A 21,805-nucleotide genomic window follows, 5' to 3' on the forward strand; every position below is an offset into this window, starting at 1 on the left:
ATGCGGTGGCTGCTCGCGGCCCTGATGGCGCTTGCCCTCGCGGCCTGCTCGGGCGGCGCGCCGAAGGATGCCGAAATCGTCGTCCCGCCGGGCGCGAGCATCGCGAAGGCAGGCGAAATTCTCGAAAGCGCGGGCTTGGTCTCGGCGTCGAGCTTTCGCAACGAGGCGCGCTTCTTCGGCTCGGACGATCCGATCAAGCCCGGCGAATACAAGATCGAGAAGGGGATGGACGCGGGCGACATCCTCGAACTCTTCCAGTCGGGCAAGACGATCCAGCGCATGGTCATGATCCCCGAGGGCATGCCCTCGATCATGGTGTGGGAACGGCTGATGGCCGAAAAACGCCTGAAGGGCGAAATTCCGGTGCCGGCCGAGGGCAGCATCCTGCCCGACAGCTACGCCTTCACCACCGGCGAAAGCCGCGCGGCAGTGGTCAAGCGCATGCAGGCGGCGATGGACAAGGCGTTCAACGAGCTTTGGACCAAGCGCACGCCGCGCGCTGCGGTCAAGGACCGCAATCAGGCGATGGCGCTGGCGTCGATCGTCGAAAAGGAAACCGGCGTTGCCGCCGAGCGCCGGACCGTCGCGGGGGTCTATACCAACCGCCTCGGCGTCGGCATGCGGCTGCAGGCCGATCCCACGATCATCTATCCGATCACCAAGGGCAAGCCGCTCGGCCGCCGCATATTGCGATCCGAAATCCAGGCGGTGAACGGGTATAACACCTACAGCATGATCGGTCTGCCGCAGGGCCCGATCGCCAACCCCGGCAAGGCGTCGATCGCCGCGGTGCTCGATCCCGAAGCGAACGACTATCTCTTCTTCGTCGCGAAGGGCGACGGCGGCCACATCTTCGCGCGCACGCTCGCGGAGCATAATGCCAATGTGCAGAAATGGTATCAGCTGCGCCGCGACCGCGGGGAGATAGAGTAGCCGGCACAGCCGCCGGCGGGGAGGGAAAAGGCGATGCGGAACCTGCCGGGATATGCACTTCTCTTGCTGGCTATGAGCGCCTGCATGACGGGAGGAGGAAGCGCCGCCGAACAGGCCGATAGCGAGGTTCGGATCGAGACCGGTCCCCGTCTCGGTGCCCCGCGCGCCACGCACCAACTCGTCGCCACGGGGAAAGGGCGCCTGCTCGCGATTGGCGGATGTGTCCGGTCGGGCTGCGAAGCCGGTCCTGCCAGCGCGACCGTCGACATCGTGGACGCCAGCAACATGGAATTGGTTGGCAGCGGCAGCCTGCTTGTTCGGCGCATTCAGCCATCGGCGGCCGCGCTGCCCGACGGACGCGTGCTCGTCCTTGGTGGCTGGGTCGATGGGCGGGCGTCGGCGACGACCGAAATCTTTGATCCCGCGACAGGAAAATCGCTGGCGGGGCCCATGATGGCCGGGCCGCGAAACGCACCCGCGATTGCCCGTCTCGCTGATGGCCGCATCCTGATTGCGGGTGGTTATGACGGAATCGACGTGCGCTCCGACGCCGAAATCTTCGATCCCGCTTCTGGCCGTTTGACGACCATTGGGCCGCTCGGGGTCGCACGAAGCGGCGCGACCGCGACCCTGCTCGCCGACGGGCGCGTACTGGTGGTGGGGGGCGGGCGACCCGATCGCGCTCCGCGGCGCGCGCTGGCGAGCGCGGAGATTTTCGATCCCGCCGCCGGACGTTTCAGCCCCGCAGCATCCCTGGAACAAGGGCGTTACAAGCATGGCGCGCTGCGTCTCGCGAACGGCGATGTGCTTGTCGTCGGTGGATCGGATGCGCGCGACTATGATGGCAAGCTGCGTTCGGTCGAGCGCTTCGACATCGCGGCAGGGCGCTTCGTTCCGGCTGGAAATCTCGCCGTCCCCCGGTTCAAGATCGCCGACGGCCTGTTGCTGCTGCCCGGCAATCGCGTGCTGGTCGCCGCCGGCGATACCGCTCCCGAAATATTTGACGTTGCCAGCGGCACCGGCGCGCGGCTCGATTATGATCTGGGCGGGCAATGGAACTATATGACGCTCGTCCGCGCCGATGCGGATACCGCGTTGCTCGCGGGCGGGTATCGCGAGGGGCGGATCGAGCCGACCGATCAAAGCTGGATCATCCATTTGCCGAAGGGCTGACATTATGATCACCGCCAAACTCTTCCTCCACGGCGTCCCCGATAGCCCCGCCATTTGGCGTCCGCTGCTCGCCGCGCTCGACCTCGGCAACACGCCGGTCGCGGTTCCCGCACTGCCGGGCTTCACGGCTCCGCTCCCCGCCGGCTTTCCGGCAACGAAGGAAGCCTATGCCGACTGGGCGGTGGGAGAGGCCGAGGCGCTGTTCGCCGCGCACGGCCCGATCGACATCGTCGGCCACGACTGGGGCGCGCTCATCGCGCAGCGCGTCGCGATGCTCCGCCCCGACCTGATCCGCAGCTGGGTGGTTTCGAACGCGGTGATCGACCCCGACTATCGCGGCCACCGGATCGCGCGCATCTGGAACACGCCGCTGCTCGGCGAAATCTTCATGGCGCTCAGCAAGCCCGCCAAGCTCGCCGAAGGGCTGGCGGCGCAGGGCATGCCCGCCGACATCGCGCGCGAAGAGGCGGCGCAATGGGCGAACAAGGACAAGCGCAGCGCGATCCTGAAACTTTACCGGTCGGCCAAGGGGCTCAGTTTCGAACATGACTGGGCACGCGATATCGGCAAGCTGCCCGCGAACGGCGCGCTGATCTGGGGCGAGGGCGATCCCTATGTCGAGCTGTCGGTGGCGCAGCGTTTCGCCGCGAACACCGGCACGCCGCTGACGGTGATCGAGGGGGCAGGGCATTGGGCGATCGCCGAACGGCCCGCCGAGGTCGCCGCTGCGCTGCGCCGATTCTGGACCAGCCTATAGCCCCGCGCCCGCATTCGGCGTTCGAATTTCCGCAATCCGAGTTAATCGATAAATCCGATCAACCTTTGCCAATTTATCGATTGGACCGCAGCAGCCTTTCATGCGCTTAGGCGCACGAAACCAACAAGAGAAAGGCTCTCCCATGATCAATCAGCCCGTTCCCGCCGTGACGCTCAAGACCCGCGTCCGCGACGAAGCCGTCGACGGCCCGAATCCGTTCCGCTGGCAGGATGTCGACACCGGCGAGCTGTTCGGCGAAGGCCGCCACATCCTGTTCGGCCTGCCCGGCGCCTACACCCCGACCTGCTCGAACGAACAGTGCCCGGGCTTCGAACGCCTCCACGGCGACTTCGCCGCCGAAGGCGTCGCCGACATTCATTGCATCAGCGTCAACGATGCCTTCGTCATGTACAACTGGGGCAAGAACCTCGGCGTTGAAAATGTGAAGATGGTTCCCGATGGCTCGGGCGCCTTCACGCGCCGCATGGGCATGCTGATCAACAAGGATCACCTCGGCTTCGGCATGCGCAGCTGGCGCTACACCGCGATCGTCGATGACGGCGTCGTGGTTCAGATGTTCGTCGAACCCGGCATCAACGACGTCGGCACCGACAGCGATCCCTATGTCGAATCGACCCCCGAAAAGGCGCTCGAGTGGGTGAAGGCGAACCCGTACCAGGGCAAGCTGTCGCAGGCGGCTTAAACCGATAAGCGGCCCGGCATCCCCCCCTCCCGTCCGGGCCGCTGGCGCCGTACCCATCATCGTGACCGCGACGATGGGTGCGGCGGACCAGCTTCACTTCAACAATCTGCGCGCGGCGCATTATCCGCCCGAGCGCAATCATCTCGCGGCGCACATCACGCTGTTTCAGCAGCTGCCGCCGTCGTGCCTCGATGAACTCGACCGGCTGATTCGCCGCATCGCCGCTGACACACCGCCTCCCGCCGCCAGCTTGCGCGAAATCTATTCGCTCGGCGGCGGTGTCGCCTTTCGCATCGACAGCCCCGGCCTGATGGAGATTCGCGAGCGTATCGCCGATCATTTCACCGGTATGCTGACGCTGCAGGACCAGGGAACGCCGCGGCTCCACATCACGATCCAGAACAAGGTGGAGCCCGCGCAGGCGCGCGCGCTGCTCGCCGAACTCGCCGCCGACTTCCGGCCGCGTGCGCTCACGATCGCGGGTCTCGCGGCGCATCACTATCTTGGCGGGCCGTGGCAAGCGGCTTTCACGCGAAATTTTCGCGGTGTGCGTGCATGATATTGACCAGCGCCAACACCCTGCCTATAGGCGCTGCTCGCCCGTCGCGGCGGCCTTTCGGGGCGGAGTAGCTCAGCTGGTTAGAGCAGCGGAATCATAATCCGCGTGTCGGGGGTTCGAGTCCCTCCTCCGCTACCAATCTATCTAAGGCATTGAAATAATTAGATATTTTTGGCGGCCTCGGCTGCCACAGCAATAGCCCGATAAACTCTAACCCATTGAAACCATGAGGGTGAATTTCGGTTTTTGGCTGAAATCTGCGATTCAATGCTGGAGTGTGTGGTATCATTTGCCCCCTCTCGGAAAGGGCGGCTTTGCGCCTGATCTTGGTCGTTCGCGCAGTTCGAGTTGCTTGTCGAAAGCCGACATTGGCTCCCTGCAGCTACCGTCGCGCTTCGAATACAACCTAACCGATATCGGCGCGGACGCGGCCGTTCACGTCCGCGCGCTCGTCGACTGAGTGGAACTGAGGTGCGCTCGCCATCGACGAGCATCGCTTGCGGTGCATGGCTGCCCCTGAGAATGCCGAAAGTGGGCCCGCCTAAATGTCTCCGATACTGTCGAACCGGCTGACCTTCACTTTCTCCACCATTTTTCGAAGTGCAAACCCCATCGGCACCGGGTAGCGGAACATGAGGTGCTCTCGACGTTGGACAGCGGCTTCACTCCAGTGAACTTCGACACCGCATCGAGATCGGTGCGGATGAGGCCCATGCGGACGAGGTGCTTCCTCAGATAATCGTCCTTGCCGTTCGAGCGGGTTCCTCCCCGAAAGTCGGCGAGCTGTTCGGCGATCTCGCTGTAGGTCTTGCGGTACTGGACATCCTTGCACTCGATCGCGAGCACGCGCCCGTCGCTCTCGCGCCAGGCAGCACGTCGCCATAATCGCGGTCGAGTCCCCGGGCCATCAGCTTGGTCATGGCGACTTCGGTCGCGGTCCGCCAGCCCGCCGCTTCGAGTGCAGCGGCAATGTCCAGCGTGAAGGCCGCCCCGCGCGCATTGGCTTTTCTCGCCTTCCAGCGGAGCATTTTGGGCGAGAGCTAATTATCGGCGAAGTCGCCCCGGTAAAAATTGCTGATCATGTACAGCATCGCGGGCTGGCTGGCGCATGCCCGCGAACAGGCGCTGACTGGTCGGCTGATCCGGCCGGCATCCCGCTGTGTGGAGCCTTTGACGAAGGATGCAGCCCGAAGGTAGCCCTGCGCCCTATGCGGGTCGCAGCCAAGCGGGGATATGTCGCGATGTCCGCTTTGATGATGAAACCGGATTCGGCCCACCGGGTAAGGCAGCGGATCCGGGGTCGTTCTCGATTGGGCTTCTCGAAAGGGTGTCGCGAGGCAGCCAGCATTATGCCGCGATGCCTTATTCGGAGGTTGCGGCCCTCCTGACGAGGCTTCGGGAGAACGGGCGATGGGCCGACCTGCTCTCGAATTCGCTATCGCGGCTGCCGCGCTCACGGCGTGAGCCTACAGGATGTCGAACGCGTGCAGCACCAGCCAAAGCAGCGACGACACCGCAAGGACGCAAAGGAACCAGCCTTCTTTGCGCATAATTTTCTTGTCCCCCCAGCCCGATGTTACAATTGCAATCCCTGCTCCGGCAATTCAAGCGCGATCGCGTCCCGCCGTCCATCGACCTATCGGATTAAGCCATAGGGATTAGGTTGTTGCGCTTGACCAACGCGGGGAGGGGTGCTGCACTCGCGCGGGGGAACAGCGTGCGCATACTCATCGTCGAAGATAACGCCAGGATCGGCGCTTTGACCGCCGAAGGGCTTTCGGCGATGGGCTTTTGCTGCGACGTCGCGCCGATGCTGTCCGAAGCGTCGGAGCTGATTGCCGCCACCATTTACGATATTGTCGTGCTCGACCTCGGGATGCCCGATGGCGACGGGCGCGCATGGCTGATGGTCGAACGCGCGCACGGACTTGCGACGCCGGTGATCATGCTCACCGCGCGGTCGGCGTTGGGGGATCGTATCGATGGCCTCGATGCGGGCGCCGACGATTATCTGGTCAAGCCATTCGCGATCGAGGAGCTTGCCGCGCGCGTCCGCGCGCTGCTTCGCCGGCCGGGGGCTCGCTCGAGTCCCGTCCTCTCCGTGGGGTCGGTCGATTTCGACACCATCGCGCGTGTGGGTAGCTGCAAGGGCGAACCGCTCCACCTCAGCCAGCGCGAAGCGGCGCTGCTCGAATTGATGATGGTCAAGGCGGGGAGCGTCGTCAGCCGCGAACAGATCGAGGCGTCGCTCTATTCGTTCGACGAGCCGGTAACCCCGAACGCGATCGAAGTGCTGGTCTCGCGGGTGAGGAAAAAGCTCGCGACGCTGGGTGTGCACGATCAGCTGGTGACGCTCCGCGGCGTCGGTTATCTGATGCTTGAGCCCGTCGATTGATGCAGCGGGGGCGCTCGATCATCGACGAATTGCGGACAGGCTTTGCCTGGATGGCGGCCGCGGGCAGTGTCGTGCTTGCTGTCTTTCTGGTCGTCGATTTCGAACTGGTCCGAAAGGATGTCCGCGAAAGCTACGGGCATATCGGCCTCGTCCATGAGGTGATCGATCATGTCATTTTCCCGATTATCGTCCTGCTCGCCCCGCTGGCGATCGCCACGCGGTGGCTGATCGCCCGCGCGCTCGAGCCGCTCCATGACGCCGCGGAGTTCATTCATCAGGCTACGGGCCGCGAACGCGGTTTTCGCGTGACGCTCGCCGATTTCCCGACCGAAGCCATGCCCTTTGCCGAGGCCGTCAATGCGCTGTTGTCGCGGCTGGACGATGCGGCGCGGCGGCAAGAAGGATTTGCCGCCGACGTCGCGCACGAACTCAAGACGCCGCTTTCAGTCGCGATGCTCGAACTGGGGCGGTTGAAGACCGCCGATGCCGACCGCGTGAGCGCCGATCTCGCGGGGATGAACCGCCTGGTCGAGCAATTGCTGGTGCTCGCCCAGCTCGACGCCTATGCGGCGGCGCCGCAACCCTTCCGGCCGATCGATCTGGCGGATGCGGCGCTCGATGCGATCAAGCTGTGCGCGGTCGATGCGGCGCAGAAAGGGGTCGCGCTCGCATATCGTGACGAGGGCGGGCCACCGGTGATGGGCCGTATCGAAGCGGTGACCGCGGCGCTGCGCAATCTGGTCGAAAACGGCGTCCGGGTGACGGCTGCGGGCAAGGAGGTGGTTATCGTTCGCGGACCCGGCCCCAATATTCGCGTCGTCGATGGCGGGCCCGGGATCGATCCCGCCAGGCTGCTTGCCTTGTCGGACCGTTTCCGACGCGGCGAACATGCGAGCTATGGCGGGGCCGGCCTTGGCCTGTCGATCGTCGCGCGCATTATGGAAGTGCATGGCGGAACGATGAGAAGCCATCCGGACCAGCCAGCGATCGAACTGGATTTCGACACTATTGTAGCGACTTGATACAGATTCCGCCCTCGTCAGCTTTCTGTAAGCAAAATTCGCTACATCTCGAAATGAAGGATTCGGTAGGGCGAGTCTTTCCGACGGACTAGCTCAACAGACAAAAGAGGGGAGCAGCTATCCGGCGTTCACAGCGGGTCGCAACCGTTGATGAACTTTGGGGGAAATATTTTGTCCGCTGTAACAAGGGCACTGGTTTGGGAACGGCAGTTACTTTGCCGAAGCGGCCTCGCTTCCATCATCCGGCGCGAATTCATCCATTGTGACGTTGCGACCGCGGGGGACGCCGACGAGGCTCTCGCTTGGCTGGCCGCAACCGGCGCGCACGACATGCTGGTTCTCGATGGCGGGATCGACCTGAAGTCGATCATCCCCGGCGGTATTCGCGGATTGCGTCACCGCTTTCCGCAGCTTTCGCTGGTGGTCGTCGACTGGCGGCGCGATCGCGACGCCGTGCTCCGCGCCATCTCCGAGGGCGCGCATGGCTTTATTCCGAAGGACATGGATCAGGACGAAATGCTCCAGGCCTTCCGGCAAGTGATGGCTGGCCAGGTCTATGTCCCGCCGATCGTCAGCGATGTCGACGCGGAAATACGGGCCACAGGCTCTTCTGGTTCGCACCAAGCCTCTGTTCCCAGCCTCACCGAACGGCAGCGCGAAGTGCTGACGCACATGTCGATGGGCAAATCGAACAAGGAAATCGCCCGCTCGCTGCGCATTTCCGAAAGCACGGTGAAGGTCCATGTGGCGGCCGCCTTCCGCCTGCTCGGCGTGCACAATCGCGTCGGAGCGGTGGCCGCGCTGCAGAGCCGCGGAGACGCGTCCGCTTATATTCGGGACCAGTTCCTCGGCCGCCGCGCGAACGACGATTTCGGCACACGCGCTTTCGGTTAAATTTCATAGAAAACAGAAGATTTTCTCCCTGTTCGCCACGGGAAAAATAGTTGTGTCCGTATATTGGCCAAAAGTACTAAATAATCCCGCCGTCAAGATAGTGAAGAAGACTCAGTGAGTCCCATATCGGGCTAGTACGTAAAGTCCAATCGACTCCCAATCCCGATTTTATTTAACCTGTTTTTAAGCCGTCGGGTGAGTCGATGCGATTCGCGACGTCGGTCTTGCTGGCGGGGGGCCGCACCAGCTTCTGTTCAACCTTTCGTCCGCACGATTTTGCGGATGAGGCCCCGTGCGTCCGTCGCATGCGGCCGGACCGGAGACGCGACATGGTACAGCTTACGAAACACGACCTCAGCTTCATCCTCGCCCAGATCAAGATTGCGGAGGCGCATGCCGCGGGCGGCGATCTCGCCGCGCTGGTCGCCGGCTATAACGGCAACGACGGCTTCGCGCAGGCGCATCTGCTGCCCTATGGTCTCAGGACCGTCGACGGCAGCTACAACAACCTGCTGCCCGGCCGCGAGAAATGGGGCGCGGCGGATCAATCCTTTCCCGGCATCTTCACGCCCGAATATATGAACGACGCCGACGGTGATCGGTATGACTTCAACCCCGCGCCCAACGGTCCCGGGGCAGATGGCATCATGGGTACGGCCGACGACACGGGCGTGAGCTGGTACACGAACAACAATTATGCGAACGCGGGCACCCGGCCCGGGTCGCAGCCCGGCCCGGGCAGCGGCACCGTGATCGACGCCGATCCGCGCATCATCTCCAACCTGATCGTCGACCAGACGCTGAAGAATCCCGCCGCCATCACCGCGGCGCTGACGCACGCCGGCCTGTCGGGGCAGCCGCTGATGACTGCGCTGACCCAGATCGTTGCGGCACGCGATGCACTCGACGCCGCCATCGCGGCGGCCGAAGCGGCCGAAGGGACGATCGGCGACCTCGCTGCCGCCGTCGCGGCTGCCCAGCTCGCGCTGACCGGCGCGCAGGCGGCCGATGCCGCGGCTGCGGCGCAGGCGGCGACCGACCTGGCCGCCTTCGAAGCCGCCGACGCCGAAGTCGCCCCGGCGATGGGGACGCGCGACGTGAGCCTCGCTGCCTATGTGGCGCTCCTTGCCGACAATACGGATAACAGCGAGCAGGCCGCGGAGATCGCCGCGGCCTTGGAGGCCTATAATACGGCCGAAGCTGCCTACCAGCTGGCGCAGGACAATGCCGAGGCGGCGGAGGCCACCTCGACCGCGTCGGCCGCCGCCGCCGCTGCCGCCGCCGCCGCACTTCTGGCGGCAGAAGCCGCGCTGACCGACGCCGAAACCGCGCTGGCGGAGGCGCAGGCGGTCGATGTCGTCGTCGCCGAAGCAAACGCCGCGCTCGACGCGGCGCTCGCCCAACATGGCGTGGAAATGGACGGCAACACCGTCTTCCTGCCCAACGTTTCGCCCGACGAAGGACTGTCGTCGCCGTTCAATGGCTGGATGACGATCTTTGGACAATTCTTCGATCATGGCCTCGATCTGGTCGCGAAGGGCGGCAACGGCACGGTTTATGTGCCGTTGTCGCCCGACGATCCGCTTTATGTTCCGGGCGGCCAGAACTATATTCCGCTCACCCGCGTGACGGTGAATGCCGGCGCCGACGGCATCCTCGGCACCGCCGACGATGGTCCGGGGCCGAAGAATCTGACCACGCCCTGGGTCGACCAGAACCAGACCTATGCCTCTTCCGCATCGAAGCAGGTCTTCATGCGCGAATATGTCGCGGGTCCCGACGGCAAGCCGGTTTCGAGCGGCCTGCTGCTCGAGGGCAGCAACGGCGGCCTTGCGACCTGGGCCGATATCAAGGCGCAGGCGCGTGACGTGCTGGGAATCGAGCTCACCGACCTCAATGTCGGCAACATCCCGCTGATCGCGACCGATCCCTATGGCAATTTCATTCCCGGCGCGAACGGCTATCCGCAGCTCGTCGTTGGTATGGGCGCCGACGGCCAGCTCGGCACCGCGGACGATGTTCTGCGTGAAGGCAATCCCGTCGCGCCCGTCAGCGCGCAAGGCGTCGTGCTGACCGGCCATGCCTTCCTCGACGACATCGCGCATGCCGCCGCGCCGGTCGTGGTCGGCGGCGTGCTGCAGGCCGACAGCGATTCGGCGCTCGGCTATGCCAATGCCGACGGTTCGCCCGGGCCGCAGGGCCAGCGCGGGCCCACGGCGTATGACAACGAGCTGCTCGACCGCCACTTCATCGCGGGCGACGGCCGCGCGAACGAGAATATCGCGCTGACCGCGGTGCATCAGGTGTTCCACGCCGAACATAACCGCATCGTCGAGCATACCAAAGATGTGACGCTTGCTTCGATGGATCGCGCCTTCATCAACGAATGGCTGCTGACCGACCTGACCGATGCGCAGTTCGCGACGCTGACGAGCGGCAATCCGGCCGCGATTGCGACGCTGTCGGAATCGCTGGTTTGGGACGGCGAGCGCCTGTTCCAGGTCGGCCGCTTTACCAACGAGATGGAATATCAGCATCTGGTGTTCGAGGAATTCGGCCGCATGATGCAGCCCGACATCGACGCCTTCGTGTTCGAACCCTCGGCCGACATCAACCCCAGCATCGCCGCCGAATTCGCGCACGTCGTCTACCGCTTCGGCCACTCGATGCTGCGGCAGGATATCGCGGTCATCGAAATGGATGAGAACGGCAATCCGGTGCAGAACGACATCTCGTTGTTCGACGGCTTCCTCAATCCCGTCATGTACGACTCGCTCGGCACCGCAGAGCAGGCGTCGGGCGCGATCATCCGCGGCATGAGCCGCCAGACGGGCAGCGAGATCGACGAATTCGTCACCGACGTGCTGCGCAACCAGCTGCTCGGCATTCCGCTCGATCTCGCGACGATCAACCTCGCGCGCGGCCGCGACGTCGGCATGCCTTCGCTGCAGACTGCGCGCGAACGCTTCTTCGACGCAACCGGCGACACGTTGCTGAAACCCTATGAGAGCTGGGCCGATTTCGCGCTCAACCTCAAAAATCCGGCGTCGATCATCAACTTCATCGCGGCCTATGGCACGCATGACACGTTGATTAACACGCAGGCGAATCCAAAGACGGTCGAAGAGCTGCGCGAAGCGGCGACTTTGCTCGTCCTTGGCGGCGCGGGCGCACCCGCGGACCGGCTCGACTTTCTCAATGCCGAGGGCGCCTATGCCAATGACGCGAAGCTCGGCGGCCTCAACGACATCGATTTCTGGATCGGCGGCCTCGCCGAAAAGAAGATGGCGTTCGGCGGCATGCTCGGCTCGACCTTCAGCTTCGTGTTCCAGATGACGATGGAAAATCTGCAGGACGCCGACCGCTTCTATTATCTGTCGCGTACGCAGGGGCTCAACCTGCTCAACGAGCTGGAAAACAACACCTTCGCCGAACTGGTGATGCGCAACACCGATCTGGGCGACGATCATTCGACCGCGCTACCGGGCAACCTGTTTTCCGCATTCGAAATGCCGACGCTGGAAATGGACATCAGCAAGCAATTGGGCGCCGACCCGGTATCGGACGATCCCTTCCTCGGCGGCTTCGCCAGCCTCGTCGAGCGCATCGATGCCAATAATGACGGCGTCGCCGAATATATCCGCATCAACAGCAACGAGCATTTCACCATCGGCGGCACCGAGAACAATGACACCATCGTGTCGGGCGGCGGCGACGATGCGATCTGGGGCAAGGGCGGCAACGACCGGATCGAAGCCGGTTACGGCGTCGACAAGGTGTTCGGCGGCGAGGGCGACGACATCATCACCAACGCCGGCACCGACATCGGCGAGGCCGACTTCCTCCATGGCAACGAAGGCAATGACGTCATTCATGGCGGTTCGGGCCTGTCGCTGCTGTTCGGCAACCAGGGCAACGACTTCATCATCACCGGCCCCGACGGCAAGGAAGCGTTCGGCGGCACGGGTGACGACTTCATCCTCGGCGGTTCGGGCGGCGACTTCCTGCTCGGCAACGAAGGCAATGACTGGCTGGAGGGCGGGCAGCGCTTCGATACGCTGGCCGGCGAGAATTCGGAGCTGTTCTTCAACTCCTCGATCATCGGCCATGACGTGATGAACGGCGGCAGCGGCGATACCGACTATGACGCTGAATCCGGCGACGATATCATGTTCCAGAATAATGAGGGCATCCAGCGCTCGAACGGGCAGGCGGGTTTCGACTGGGGCATCCACAAGGGCGACACCACCGCGGCCAATTCGGACCTCGGCATCCCGATCTTCGCGACGCAGGAAGCGTTCATCCTGCGCGATCGCTTCGACCTGGTCGAAGGGCTGTCGGGCTGGAACCTCGACGATACGCTGACCGGACGCAGCCGCAGCACCAATGCGCGCGGCGAGTTGCAGAACACGGCGGCGATCCCTGGCCCGGACTCGCCGCTCGACTCCTACTCGAACGATCTGCTGGCGAAGAACGTCGATCTGATCGACGGGCTCGACGTGCTCGTCGCGCATCTTGGCGCCGGCATTCCGGTGACCAAGGTGGTGGGCGGCCAGACCATCCCCGTGCTCGATGAAAATGGCGTGCAGGAACGCGTGATCTTCAGCACCGCAGAGGCCGGCGACATCCTGCTTGGCGGCGGCGGCAATGACGTGATCAAGGGCCTCGCCGGCAACGACATCATCGATGGTGACCGCTGGCTCAACGTCCGCATCCTCGTCACCCCCAAAGAGGGCGACAGCTGGGCGGCGTTCAGCGTCGACAGCATGACCGAAATCGCTCCGCGCATGGTCACCGGCGAAATCAATCCCGCTCAGCTGTCGATCGTTCGCGAGATCCTCGACGGCGATGCGGCAAACGCGAGCACCGACATCGCGGTCTACACCGATGTGGTCGCGAATTACACGTTCACGCGCAATGCCGACGGCAGCATCACGGTCGATCATACCGGATTTGACGAGGATGGCGGTGACGACGACCTGCCGGAAGAGGTCCAGAACCGGCCGCTATCCGACGGCACCGACCGGCTGTTCAACATCGAGAAGCTGCGCTTCTCCGACGGGAATGGCGGCACGGTAGAATATACGATCAGCCAGTTGATCAACGAGCCGGCCACCGGTGCACCCGTGATCAGCGACATGACCCCGACCGAGGGGCAGGCGCTGACCGTCGATACCAGCGGCATCGCCGACGCCAACGGCATCGCCAGCGGCTTTTCCTATCAGTGGCAGGTTTCCGAAGACGGCGGTACGAACTGGAGTGATCTGCTCAATGCCACCGGCGCTTCGTTCACGCCGAACGAAGGCGGAGCCGGAGTTGTGAGCCAGATCGGTGACCTCCTGCGAGTGCGGGTCAATTTTACCGACGGCGGCGGCAATGCGGAGACCGTCTTCTCGGTGGCGACCGGCGTGGTCGGCGATAATTGGGATGCCGTTCCGTTCGTCTCCAACACATTCAACGGCACCGCCGGCGACGATATTGCAGACGGCACCAGCGGTCTGGTTGGCTTCGGCGCCAACGACACGCTGAATGGCAATGGCGGTAACGACATACTGAACGGCGCGGGCGGGACCGACACGCTGAACGGCGGCGCGGGCAACGACCGGCTCGATGGCGGTACAGGCAACGACACGGCCGTGTTCACGGGGGCGGTAGGGAGCTTCGCGCTTGGCTCGAACGGCACCAATCTGGTGGTCACGGACCTGACCGGCGCCGAGGGCACCGACACCCTCAGCACGATCGAGACGCTTCGCTTTGCGGGTGCGAACTACGCGGTTGTGGCAGGCACGATCGGCAACAACGCCAATCTGAATGGCGCTAACGGCGCCGCCGCGTCGCAGGCGGTGTTCGGCCATGCCGGCAACGACTCGCTCAACGGCGGCGGGGCCAATGACCTGCTGATCGGCGGGCAGGGCGACGACACGATCCGGGGTGATGCCGGCAACGACACCATCTACTGGACGGCGGGCGACGGCCGCGATGTCATCAACGGCGATACGAATGCGGCGAATATTGCCGGGACGGTGGACACGGTGAAGATCGTCGGCGACGGCTCGGCCGAAACCTATCGCATCTACACGCGCACCGAGGCGCTGGCGGCGGGCATCACCGGCCTCGGCGCCAACACCGAGATCGTGATTACCCGCAACGGCACCAACAATGCCGCGGTCATCGCCGAGCTCGACAATATCGAGGAGATCGTGATCAACGGCCTGGGCGGCGGCGACACTTTCACGCCGATCGGCAATTTTACCGGCACCAGCCTGCTGACCAGCACGATCACCCTCGAGGGAAGCGCGGGCGACGATATTGTCGACATTTCCGCGCTGCGGTCGGCGCACCGTATCGTGTTCCGTTCGAATGGAGGCAATGACACGATCCTCGGTACGCTGCGCGATCAGGATGTGATCGAGCTGCCCGAAGGGGCAAACCCGGCCGACTATGTTGCAAGCACGGCTGACGGCATCACCACGCTGAGCAGCGCGACGCATTCGGTTAGCTTCGCAGGCGACGCTACGCCCCAGTTGCGCGTCGCGGGATCGAATGTGTCCGATGACGAGGATCACGACGATAACGATCCCGTCCACGACGACGATCACGACGATGACGACCACATCCATGACGACGATCACGACGACGATGACGACGATATGGTCGTTACTCCGCCGTCCGACGACGACACGCTGACCGGCGGGGCTTCCGATGATGTTCTGAAGGGTGGATCGCGCGACGACGTCATCCGCGGCCGCGGCGGCGACGATGTCATCGGTGGCGGCTCGGGCGACGATCGTCTCGACGGCGGTGCTGGCGACGACGATCTGGCCGGTGGGTCGGGAGACGATGTGCTGCTCGGCGGTGCCGGCGACGATAGGCTCGCGGGCGGATCGGGGGACGACCGGCTCGACGGCGGCGACGGCGATGACGTTATGACCGGCGGCAGCGGCGATGACATATTCGTCTTTGGCGAAGGCGACGACCGGGTCACCGACTTCCAGCTCGGCGAGGACAGCATCGACCTCAGCGGGCTTGGCATCACGGCGCAGAGCTTTGCCTCGCGCGTCGTGATCAGCCAGTCGGGGAACGACACGCTTGTGCGCATCGACGGGAATGAGCTGCGTCTCGACGGTGTTTCCGCCGCCAATTTGCAGACCGCCTCGTTCGCATTTGCTTCGGCGGGCCCGAATTCGGCGACAAATGGCACGCCGCCGGCCGAGAGCGTGGCGACGGCAAATGATCCGTCGCCGCAGCCGGTCGATCAAGGCGGAACCGTTACCGCGCCCGATCCCTCGGCACCGAGCCATGACCGCTGGAGTGACGGGTTCGACGGCAGTCTGGGGCCCTCGTGGCTGCAGTCGCGGTTCGAATCGAACGGCCGCCACGAGATGGCCCATCACGAGTGGGATCTCTTCTAAGCTCCCGCGCCCCCGGGAGGTCCGGGCCGGCCCCCGCCGGTCCGGACTCGACCGAATAGGAAAGAACCAGGGTCATGCGAACCGATTCCGCCGTTCCGCCGCAAATCAGACAGGCCTTTGCCGCCTGCCGTCAGCATTTTGTGGCGGCCGCCGCGTTCAGCGCGCTCGTCAACATCCTCTACCTCGCGCCGACGATCTACATGATGCAGGTCTATGACCGCGTCGTTCCGACCGGCGGCGTGCTGACTTTGTTCTGGATCACCGTCATCGTCGCGCTCGCCATCGCCTGCCTCAGCGCGCTCGACATGGTGCGCAGCCGGCTGATGCTGCGCGCCTCGCTGCGGCTCAACCGTCAGCTTGCGGCGCCGATCCTAGACCGCCTGCTCGCCCGCGCAAAGGGCAATGCCGACCCGGCGGCGGCGCAGGCGATGCGCGATTTCGACGGGTTCCGCAGCGCGGTCGCCAGCCCGTCGGCGATCGCCCTGTTCGACCTGCCGTGGACGCCGCTCTATTTCGTGGTCGCGTTCATCATTCATCCGGCGCTCGGCCTGATGATATTGGGCGCCGGCCTGGTGCTTCTGGGCCTCGCGCTTCTCAACGAGCGCGCGACCAAAAAATCTGCAGCGGCGGGGCACAAGGCGATGGCGGCGGCCTATGCGAAACAGGAATCGATCTTCGAAAAGGCCGAGATCGTTCGCGCGCTCGGGATGCGCCGCGCGCTGGTCGCGCGCCAGATCGCCGATCGCCGCGCGGGGCTGGAGGCCAGCGCGAACACGCAATTGACCGCCGCGCGCTACACCGGGCTGGTCAAATTCGCGCGCATGTTCCTGCAGTCGCTGGCGCTCGGCGTCGGCGCCTGGCTTGCCATCAACGCCGAAATTTCGGTGGGCGCGATCATCGCCGCGTCGGTGCTGCTGGCGCGCGCGCTGCAGCCGATCGAGCAGATGGTCCAGGCGTGGCCGACGATCGGGCAGGCGCGGGCGGCCAAGGCGTCGATCGAGGCGCTGTTCCGTTCGACCGACAATCTGGTCGGCGATCGCGTCGCGCTGCCGGCGCCCGAGGGTTATATCGAGCTGTCCAATATTTCGCTTCGTTCGCCCGACAACAGCGCGCTGATCCTGCGCGGCGTGTCGACCTGGCTGATCCCCGGCGAAGTGCTCGGCGTGATCGGTCCTTCAGGCGCCGGCAAGACCACGCTGGCGCGCATCGCGGCGGGGGCGATCCCGCCCGACGGCGGCGAAGTCCGCATCGACGAGGCGCAATATGGCGACTGGGATGCCGAACGCCTCGCGTCGCATATCGGCTATCTGCCGCAGGAGCCGACGCTGCTGCCGGGCACGATCGGCGAAAATATCTCGCGCTTTGCGGCGGCACGCGGCGAACATGCGGTCGACATCGATCATAAGGTGACGCGCGCCGCGATCTCCGCGGGCATTCACGACCTGATCCTGCATCTGCCCGGCGGCTACAACGCCCGGATCGGCGACGGCGGGCTGCGCCTGTCGGGCGGACAGGCGCAGCGCATCGCGCTGGCCCGCGCGCTCTATGGCGAGCCGAAAGTCCTCATCCTCGATGAACCGAACGCCGCGCTCGACAGCCAGGGCGAAGAGGCGCTGAACGACGCGATCGCCGCCGCCAAGCTGCGACAAGCGGCGATCATGATCGTCACCCATCGTCAGTCGGCGCTGCGCGACGCGGATCGCCTCGCGGTGCTGAAAAATGGCGTGATCGAATATCAGGGGCCACGCGGCGAGGTGATGGAATTGCTGCGCGAGAGCGCGGCGGCCGCGGCGAATGTCATCAAGATGACGAGGAACAAGAAACCATGAACGCGATGAGCTTTGGCGACGACCTGCACGGCGAACCGCTTCCCGTCGATACGATCGATTCCCCCAAGCGCGAGTTGCGCACGGGGATATGGATCGCCGCGGCCTTTTTCGTCGGCTTCCTCGGCTGGGCGGCGCTCACCCCGCTCGACGCCGGCGCGATGGCGCAGGGATCGGTGTCGGTTTCGGGCAATCGGCAAGCCGTGCAGCACAAGGATGGCGGCATCGTCACCGCCTTGATGGTGACGGAAGGGAGCGAGGTGCGCCGCGGCGATGTGTTGCTCAAGATCTCGGCCTCCGACATCGTGGCCGCCGAACGCGGCCTGACCGGTGAGGTCGTGGCCTTGCTGGCGCAGCGCGCTCGATTGACCGCCGAACGCGACGGCGCGCGGCACATCGCGCGGCCGGTCGAATTTTCATCCTATCTCGCGGGCGACCGGGTGCTTGCTGACGAGGCGATGCGCGGACAGCGTTTGCTTTTCGACGCGCGCCAGCGGTCGGGTGTCACCGAACGCGGCATGTTGGGCCAGCGGATCGCGCAGCATAACCAGCAGATCGGGGGCTATGGCGCGCAGATGGAATCGAACCGGATCCAGCAGCGGCTGATCAACGAGGAACTGACCGGCCTTCGCACATTGTCCGAGCGCGGTTTTGTTTCGACCAACCGGCTGCGCGCGGTGGAGCGCAGTTCGGCGCAGCTCGACGGCGATTTCGGGGCGCTGCGGTCCGACGTCGCGCGGCTGGAGGAGGCGATCGGGGAATCCCGCTTGCAGATGGTGTCGCTCGACCGCCAGATGATCGAGGAGGTCGCGACCCAGCTTCGCGAGGTGCAGGTCCGGCTCGACGAATTGCAGCCGCGGCTGTTCGCGACGCGCGAAAGATTGACCCAGTCGGTTGTCCGTGCGCCGTCCAACGGGCGCGTCGTCGGGCTTAAGGTCTTCACCGTCGGCGGCGTCGTCGCGCCGGGCGAAATGCTGATGGAAATCGTGCCGCAGGACAAGGCGCTGGTCGTGCTGGCGAAAGCCTCGCCGAACGACGCCGACGACCTGTCGTCGGGCATGCAGACGCAAGTGCGCTTTTCGGGCATCCAGGAACGCAGCCTGCCGATCCTGAAAGGCCAGATCAGCAAGGTGTCGGCGGACAGTTTCGAGGATAATCGCACGGGGATGGAATATTTCGAGATCGAGGTCGTCGTTCCGCCCGCCGAAATGAAGAAGATTGCGGCCTTGCGAGGTGAAAACAGCCTACGCGCGGGCATGCCCGCGGAGGTGATGGTGCCGCTGCGCGAACGGACCGCGCTCGGCTATCTGATCGAACCGCTCACGCAAACATTGTGGAGGGCCGGCCGGGAACATTAGGAGCGAGCCCTGGTGACGTGCGGAGGCCGGATTCAGGTATGATGCTCCTTGTGCAGCGCGTGTTTGGAAAAGGCGATGATGGCATCGTTGAAGATATCGTTGCGGTCGCCCGCGACCATGTGACCCGCGCCGGCGATATCGGCGACCTCGAGCCAGGGGAGCCGGCGGCGAAACGCCGCGATGCTGGCGTCGCTCACGACATCGCTCGACAGGCCGCGAACGAGCAGGACGGGAAGGTCGGGGAGGGTGGCCAGCGTTTCGGCGGCTTCCGGCAGGGCGCCGAGCGAGTCCGACCGCTGCCTGTCCAGCATCCGCGGATCCCAATGCCAGTAGAGCCGCCCGTCGTCGCGGCGGCGGAGATTCTTCATCAGGCCGCTCGTATCGCGCGTCCGGGGCCGGTGCGGATTATAGGCATCGACCGCGGCGGCGGCTTCCTCGACCGAGGCGAAGCCGCTCCGGTGACTGTGCATGAAGGAGAGGACGCGCTCGATGCCGCGGGGCTCGGGTTCGGGGACGATATCGACCAGCACCAGTCCCGCGGGACGCAGGCCCTTATGGATCGCGTGAATCGCGGTTGCGCCGCCGAGCGAGGCGCCGACGAGGATGAACGGGACGTGCAGGAGGCTGGTCACGGCCTTTAGATCATTGGCCCGGTCGCCGATGAAATAGGCACCATCGGGCGACCAGTCGCTGTCGCCATGCCCGCGCGCGTCGAAGTTCAGGGTTTGCAATCCCTCGGTGCGCAGGCGCTCCACCGCGCGGCTCCAGCTATGCCGCGTCTGACCCCCGCCATGGAGCAGGATCACCGCCGGGGCGCCCGCCGGACCGCCATGATCGACGACGAGATCGAGACCGTCCGCCGAGCGAATGATGCGCTGTTGCATCGGTAATATATGCTGGACGTCGGTCATGCGGGCTTCCTTGTGGCGGCGGTGTCAAGATGCTCCATCACCGTTTGATTGAACCGGTCGAGCGCTCCCTCGAACCGTCCGAACAGGAAATGATCGTTCGCGCCTGAAGCCAGCCCGGCGTGAATGCCCTCGCCGATCCTTATGTCTTCCTCGAGCGTCTTGATGGTGATCGCATGGTTGCGCTGCCAATGGTCGTCGCCTTTCCCTTCGCCCGGTTCGCTGCCGGTCGGGGCGAGCGTCGCCAGGCGAAGACTGGTGCGGCCGGGCGCGAGCGGCTCCTGCCTGATCCAGACCACATGATCCTGCTGGACGAGCAACTGGGTCGTCGGAAACAGCGTGTAGACGAGGTTGGCATGGTCGCGCATCCGCCAGCCATCGCGCGAGGTTTCGGTGAGCGCCGCCATACCGGTGCGCGGCAGGACCGAGCGCAGATGCGGCCCCAACGCACGATAGCTGGAGAGATTATCCTCGAAATAGGGGCCGATGGTGCCGCGATGCGCGACACGGAAGTGATAGGATTCGATTCCGCCTTCGATCAGGAGCTTCCAGTTGGCGTTGCAGACCATGCGATCCTCGGCCGCGATCGTCATTGCCGCCATTCCCAGCGCGTCGAGCTCGTCCGCGAGCGGCGCGAAATAGCCGTCGAAGTCGAAGCCGCCGCCGGGATCTCCCGCCACCCAGACGAAACCGAAGGCTTCGTGCACCGGCAGCGGCTTCAGGCCGATACCCGCCTTGTCGATCCCGCCGAAGCCACTCTCGAAATGGGGGGCGCCGACAAGCGGGCCAGAATTGGCATAGGTCCAGCCGTGATAGGGACAGGTGAAGCGATGCGCGCAACCCGATGCGGCCTCGACCAACCGCGCACCGCGGTGGCGGCAGACGTTGAGAAAAGCATGCGCGGCGCCCTGCCTGTCGCGCGTCAGCAGGACGGGAAGGCCGTGGACGTCGCAGCGCAGGAAGGCGCCGGGGCCAGCGAGCTCGCTGACGTGCGCCGCGGCCTGGGGCAGGCGGCGCATGATCGCTTCGCGTTCGCGGGTGAAGCGTGTTTCGTCGAGATATTGTTCGACCGGGCTCTGCGCGACGGTCTCGTCGAGGAAAAAGCTTCGGGTCGCGGCGAGCGACCGCAATTCATCGATGAGTTCAAGTTCGACCCCGCGGTCCATGCGAATCCCCTTACCGGTTGGTAGGGACGTTGACTTACCGATCGGTAGGCGTCAAGCCATGGCGCATGGCCACGGCTTTCAAAACCTCCGCCTCCACCCGCGACCGCATGATCGAGGAAGCGCGCGCGCTATTCGCGGAGCGCGGCTTCTACGGAGTCAGTATCGCCCAGATCGCGGCGGAGCTTGGCCTGACGAAGCAGGCGCTCCTCCATCATTTCGGAACCAAGGAACGGCTCTATGGGCTGGTGCTGGAACAGATCGCGGGCGAGCTGGCCGGCCTGAAGGCTTCATCGGAACCGGGTGCCGACGCGGCCCGGCAGTTGCAGGACTGGCTCGTCGCGATGATTTCCGACACGCCGCCGCGGATCGAGCGGTCGCGACTTTTGATGCGCGAAATCCTCGACAATCAGATCCGGGCTGAACGCGCCGGATCCTGGTATCTCAAGCCGTTTCTGGGCGAGCTTGTAACGATGCTTCGCGGCGTGCCGGGCTGGTCGGGCGCTTCGGACGCCCAATTGCGCGCCACCGTGGTTCAACTGCTCGGCGCGGTCAATTATCATGCCGTGTCCGGCCCGACCTTTCGGGGCATCTTTGGCACGGAGGCCGCGCAGGCCATGAACGACATATTCGCATCGCAGTTGCGGCATATGGTGCATGCCGTGCTGGCAGCAGGACCGGAGGCGTAGACGCTGCGGCACG

At 64.7% G+C, this 21,805-nt stretch carries 15 protein-coding genes and 1 tRNA gene; 13 read left to right on the top strand and 3 right to left on the bottom strand.

The genetic code is table 11. From position 1 onward, the window contains the following. From mltG to FG91_RS02280, 6 genes are all read left to right on the top strand, one after another. Positions 1 to 933 carry an endolytic transglycosylase MltG gene (gene mltG, locus FG91_RS02255; protein ID WP_037511374.1) on the top strand — a complete coding sequence of 311 codons (933 nt, stop codon included), beginning with the start codon at positions 1 to 3 and terminating at the stop codon, positions 931 to 933. 84 nt (positions 934 to 1,017) lie between these two features. Continuing rightward, positions 1,018 to 2,106 carry a Kelch repeat-containing protein gene (locus FG91_RS20795; RefSeq protein WP_161785613.1) on the top strand — a complete coding sequence of 363 codons (1,089 nt, stop codon included), beginning with the start codon at positions 1,018 to 1,020 and terminating at the stop codon, positions 2,104 to 2,106. Between the two features lie 4 nt (positions 2,107 to 2,110). Then, positions 2,111 to 2,863 (top strand): alpha/beta fold hydrolase, encoded by a 753-nt coding sequence (locus tag FG91_RS02265; RefSeq protein ID WP_037511376.1) that lies wholly within the window; start codon positions 2,111 to 2,113, stop codon positions 2,861 to 2,863. A 142-nt stretch (positions 2,864 to 3,005) separates the two neighbouring features. Then, complete coding sequence (locus FG91_RS02270) at positions 3,006 to 3,566, top strand: peroxiredoxin (protein WP_037511378.1); 561 nt, start codon at positions 3,006 to 3,008, stop codon at positions 3,564 to 3,566. A gap of 73 nt (positions 3,567 to 3,639) precedes the next feature. Beyond that, positions 3,640 to 4,125, top strand: a complete 486-nt coding sequence (locus tag FG91_RS02275) for a 2'-5' RNA ligase family protein (RefSeq protein WP_037511757.1) — start codon at positions 3,640 to 3,642, stop codon at positions 4,123 to 4,125. Between the two features lie 61 nt (positions 4,126 to 4,186). After that, positions 4,187 to 4,263, top strand: a tRNA-Met gene (locus FG91_RS02280). A 438-nt stretch (positions 4,264 to 4,701) separates the two neighbouring features. Here FG91_RS02280 and FG91_RS02285 read toward each other — a convergent pair. Beyond that, a complete protein-coding gene (locus tag FG91_RS02285; protein WP_037511379.1) occupies positions 4,702 to 4,971 on the bottom strand; it encodes a hypothetical protein in 270 nt (89 codons plus the stop codon). 871 nt (positions 4,972 to 5,842) lie between these two features. On the opposite strand from FG91_RS02285, the gene FG91_RS02290 reads away from it, so the two are divergent. From FG91_RS02290 to FG91_RS02315, 6 genes are all read left to right on the top strand, one after another. Beyond that, positions 5,843 to 6,520: a response regulator gene (locus FG91_RS02290; RefSeq protein WP_037511380.1), complete on the top strand. Its 678-nt coding sequence runs from the start codon at positions 5,843 to 5,845 to the stop codon at positions 6,518 to 6,520. After that, positions 6,520 to 7,542, top strand: a complete 1,023-nt coding sequence (locus FG91_RS02295; RefSeq protein ID WP_037511382.1) for a sensor histidine kinase — start codon at positions 6,520 to 6,522, stop codon at positions 7,540 to 7,542. The genes FG91_RS02290 and FG91_RS02295 overlap by 1 nt, the downstream gene beginning before the upstream one ends. Positions 7,543 to 7,692: 150 nt before the next feature. Continuing rightward, positions 7,693 to 8,436 (top strand): LuxR C-terminal-related transcriptional regulator, encoded by a 744-nt coding sequence (locus FG91_RS02300; RefSeq protein ID WP_081940373.1) that lies wholly within the window; start codon positions 7,693 to 7,695, stop codon positions 8,434 to 8,436. Between the two features lie 329 nt (positions 8,437 to 8,765). After that, positions 8,766 to 15,848 carry a peroxidase family protein gene (locus tag FG91_RS02305; RefSeq protein WP_152567968.1) on the top strand — a complete coding sequence of 2,361 codons (7,083 nt, stop codon included), beginning with the start codon at positions 8,766 to 8,768 and terminating at the stop codon, positions 15,846 to 15,848. A 74-nt stretch (positions 15,849 to 15,922) separates the two neighbouring features. After that, positions 15,923 to 17,677, top strand: a complete 1,755-nt coding sequence (locus FG91_RS02310) for a type I secretion system permease/ATPase (protein WP_052187232.1) — start codon at positions 15,923 to 15,925, stop codon at positions 17,675 to 17,677. Then, positions 17,674 to 19,032, top strand: a complete 1,359-nt coding sequence (locus FG91_RS02315; RefSeq protein ID WP_052187233.1) for an HlyD family type I secretion periplasmic adaptor subunit — start codon at positions 17,674 to 17,676, stop codon at positions 19,030 to 19,032. The genes FG91_RS02310 and FG91_RS02315 overlap by 4 nt, the downstream gene beginning before the upstream one ends. 32 nt (positions 19,033 to 19,064) lie before the next feature. Here FG91_RS02315 and FG91_RS02320 read toward each other — a convergent pair whose 3' ends face one another. Both FG91_RS02320 and FG91_RS02325 read right to left on the bottom strand, forming a co-directional pair. Beyond that, the gene (locus FG91_RS02320) at positions 19,065 to 19,943 is read right to left on the bottom strand and encodes an alpha/beta fold hydrolase (protein ID WP_037511384.1); all 879 of its coding nucleotides are present in this window, start codon (positions 19,941 to 19,943) and stop codon (positions 19,065 to 19,067) included. Next, positions 19,940 to 21,106: an aromatic ring-hydroxylating oxygenase subunit alpha gene (locus FG91_RS02325; RefSeq protein ID WP_037511386.1), complete on the bottom strand. Its 1,167-nt coding sequence runs from the start codon at positions 21,104 to 21,106 to the stop codon at positions 19,940 to 19,942. The genes FG91_RS02320 and FG91_RS02325 overlap by 4 nt, the downstream gene beginning before the upstream one ends. 65 nt (positions 21,107 to 21,171) lie before the next feature. On the opposite strand from FG91_RS02325, the gene FG91_RS20800 reads away from it, so the two are divergent. Further along, entirely contained in the window at positions 21,172 to 21,792 is a 621-nt protein-coding gene (locus FG91_RS20800; protein WP_052187234.1) for a TetR/AcrR family transcriptional regulator, read from the top strand. Positions 21,793 to 21,805 lie beyond the last annotated feature (13 nt).

Origin of the sequence: Sphingopyxis sp. LC81, from assembly GCF_000756375.1 — a bacterium.
Classification (GTDB): domain Bacteria; phylum Pseudomonadota; class Alphaproteobacteria; order Sphingomonadales; family Sphingomonadaceae; genus Sphingopyxis.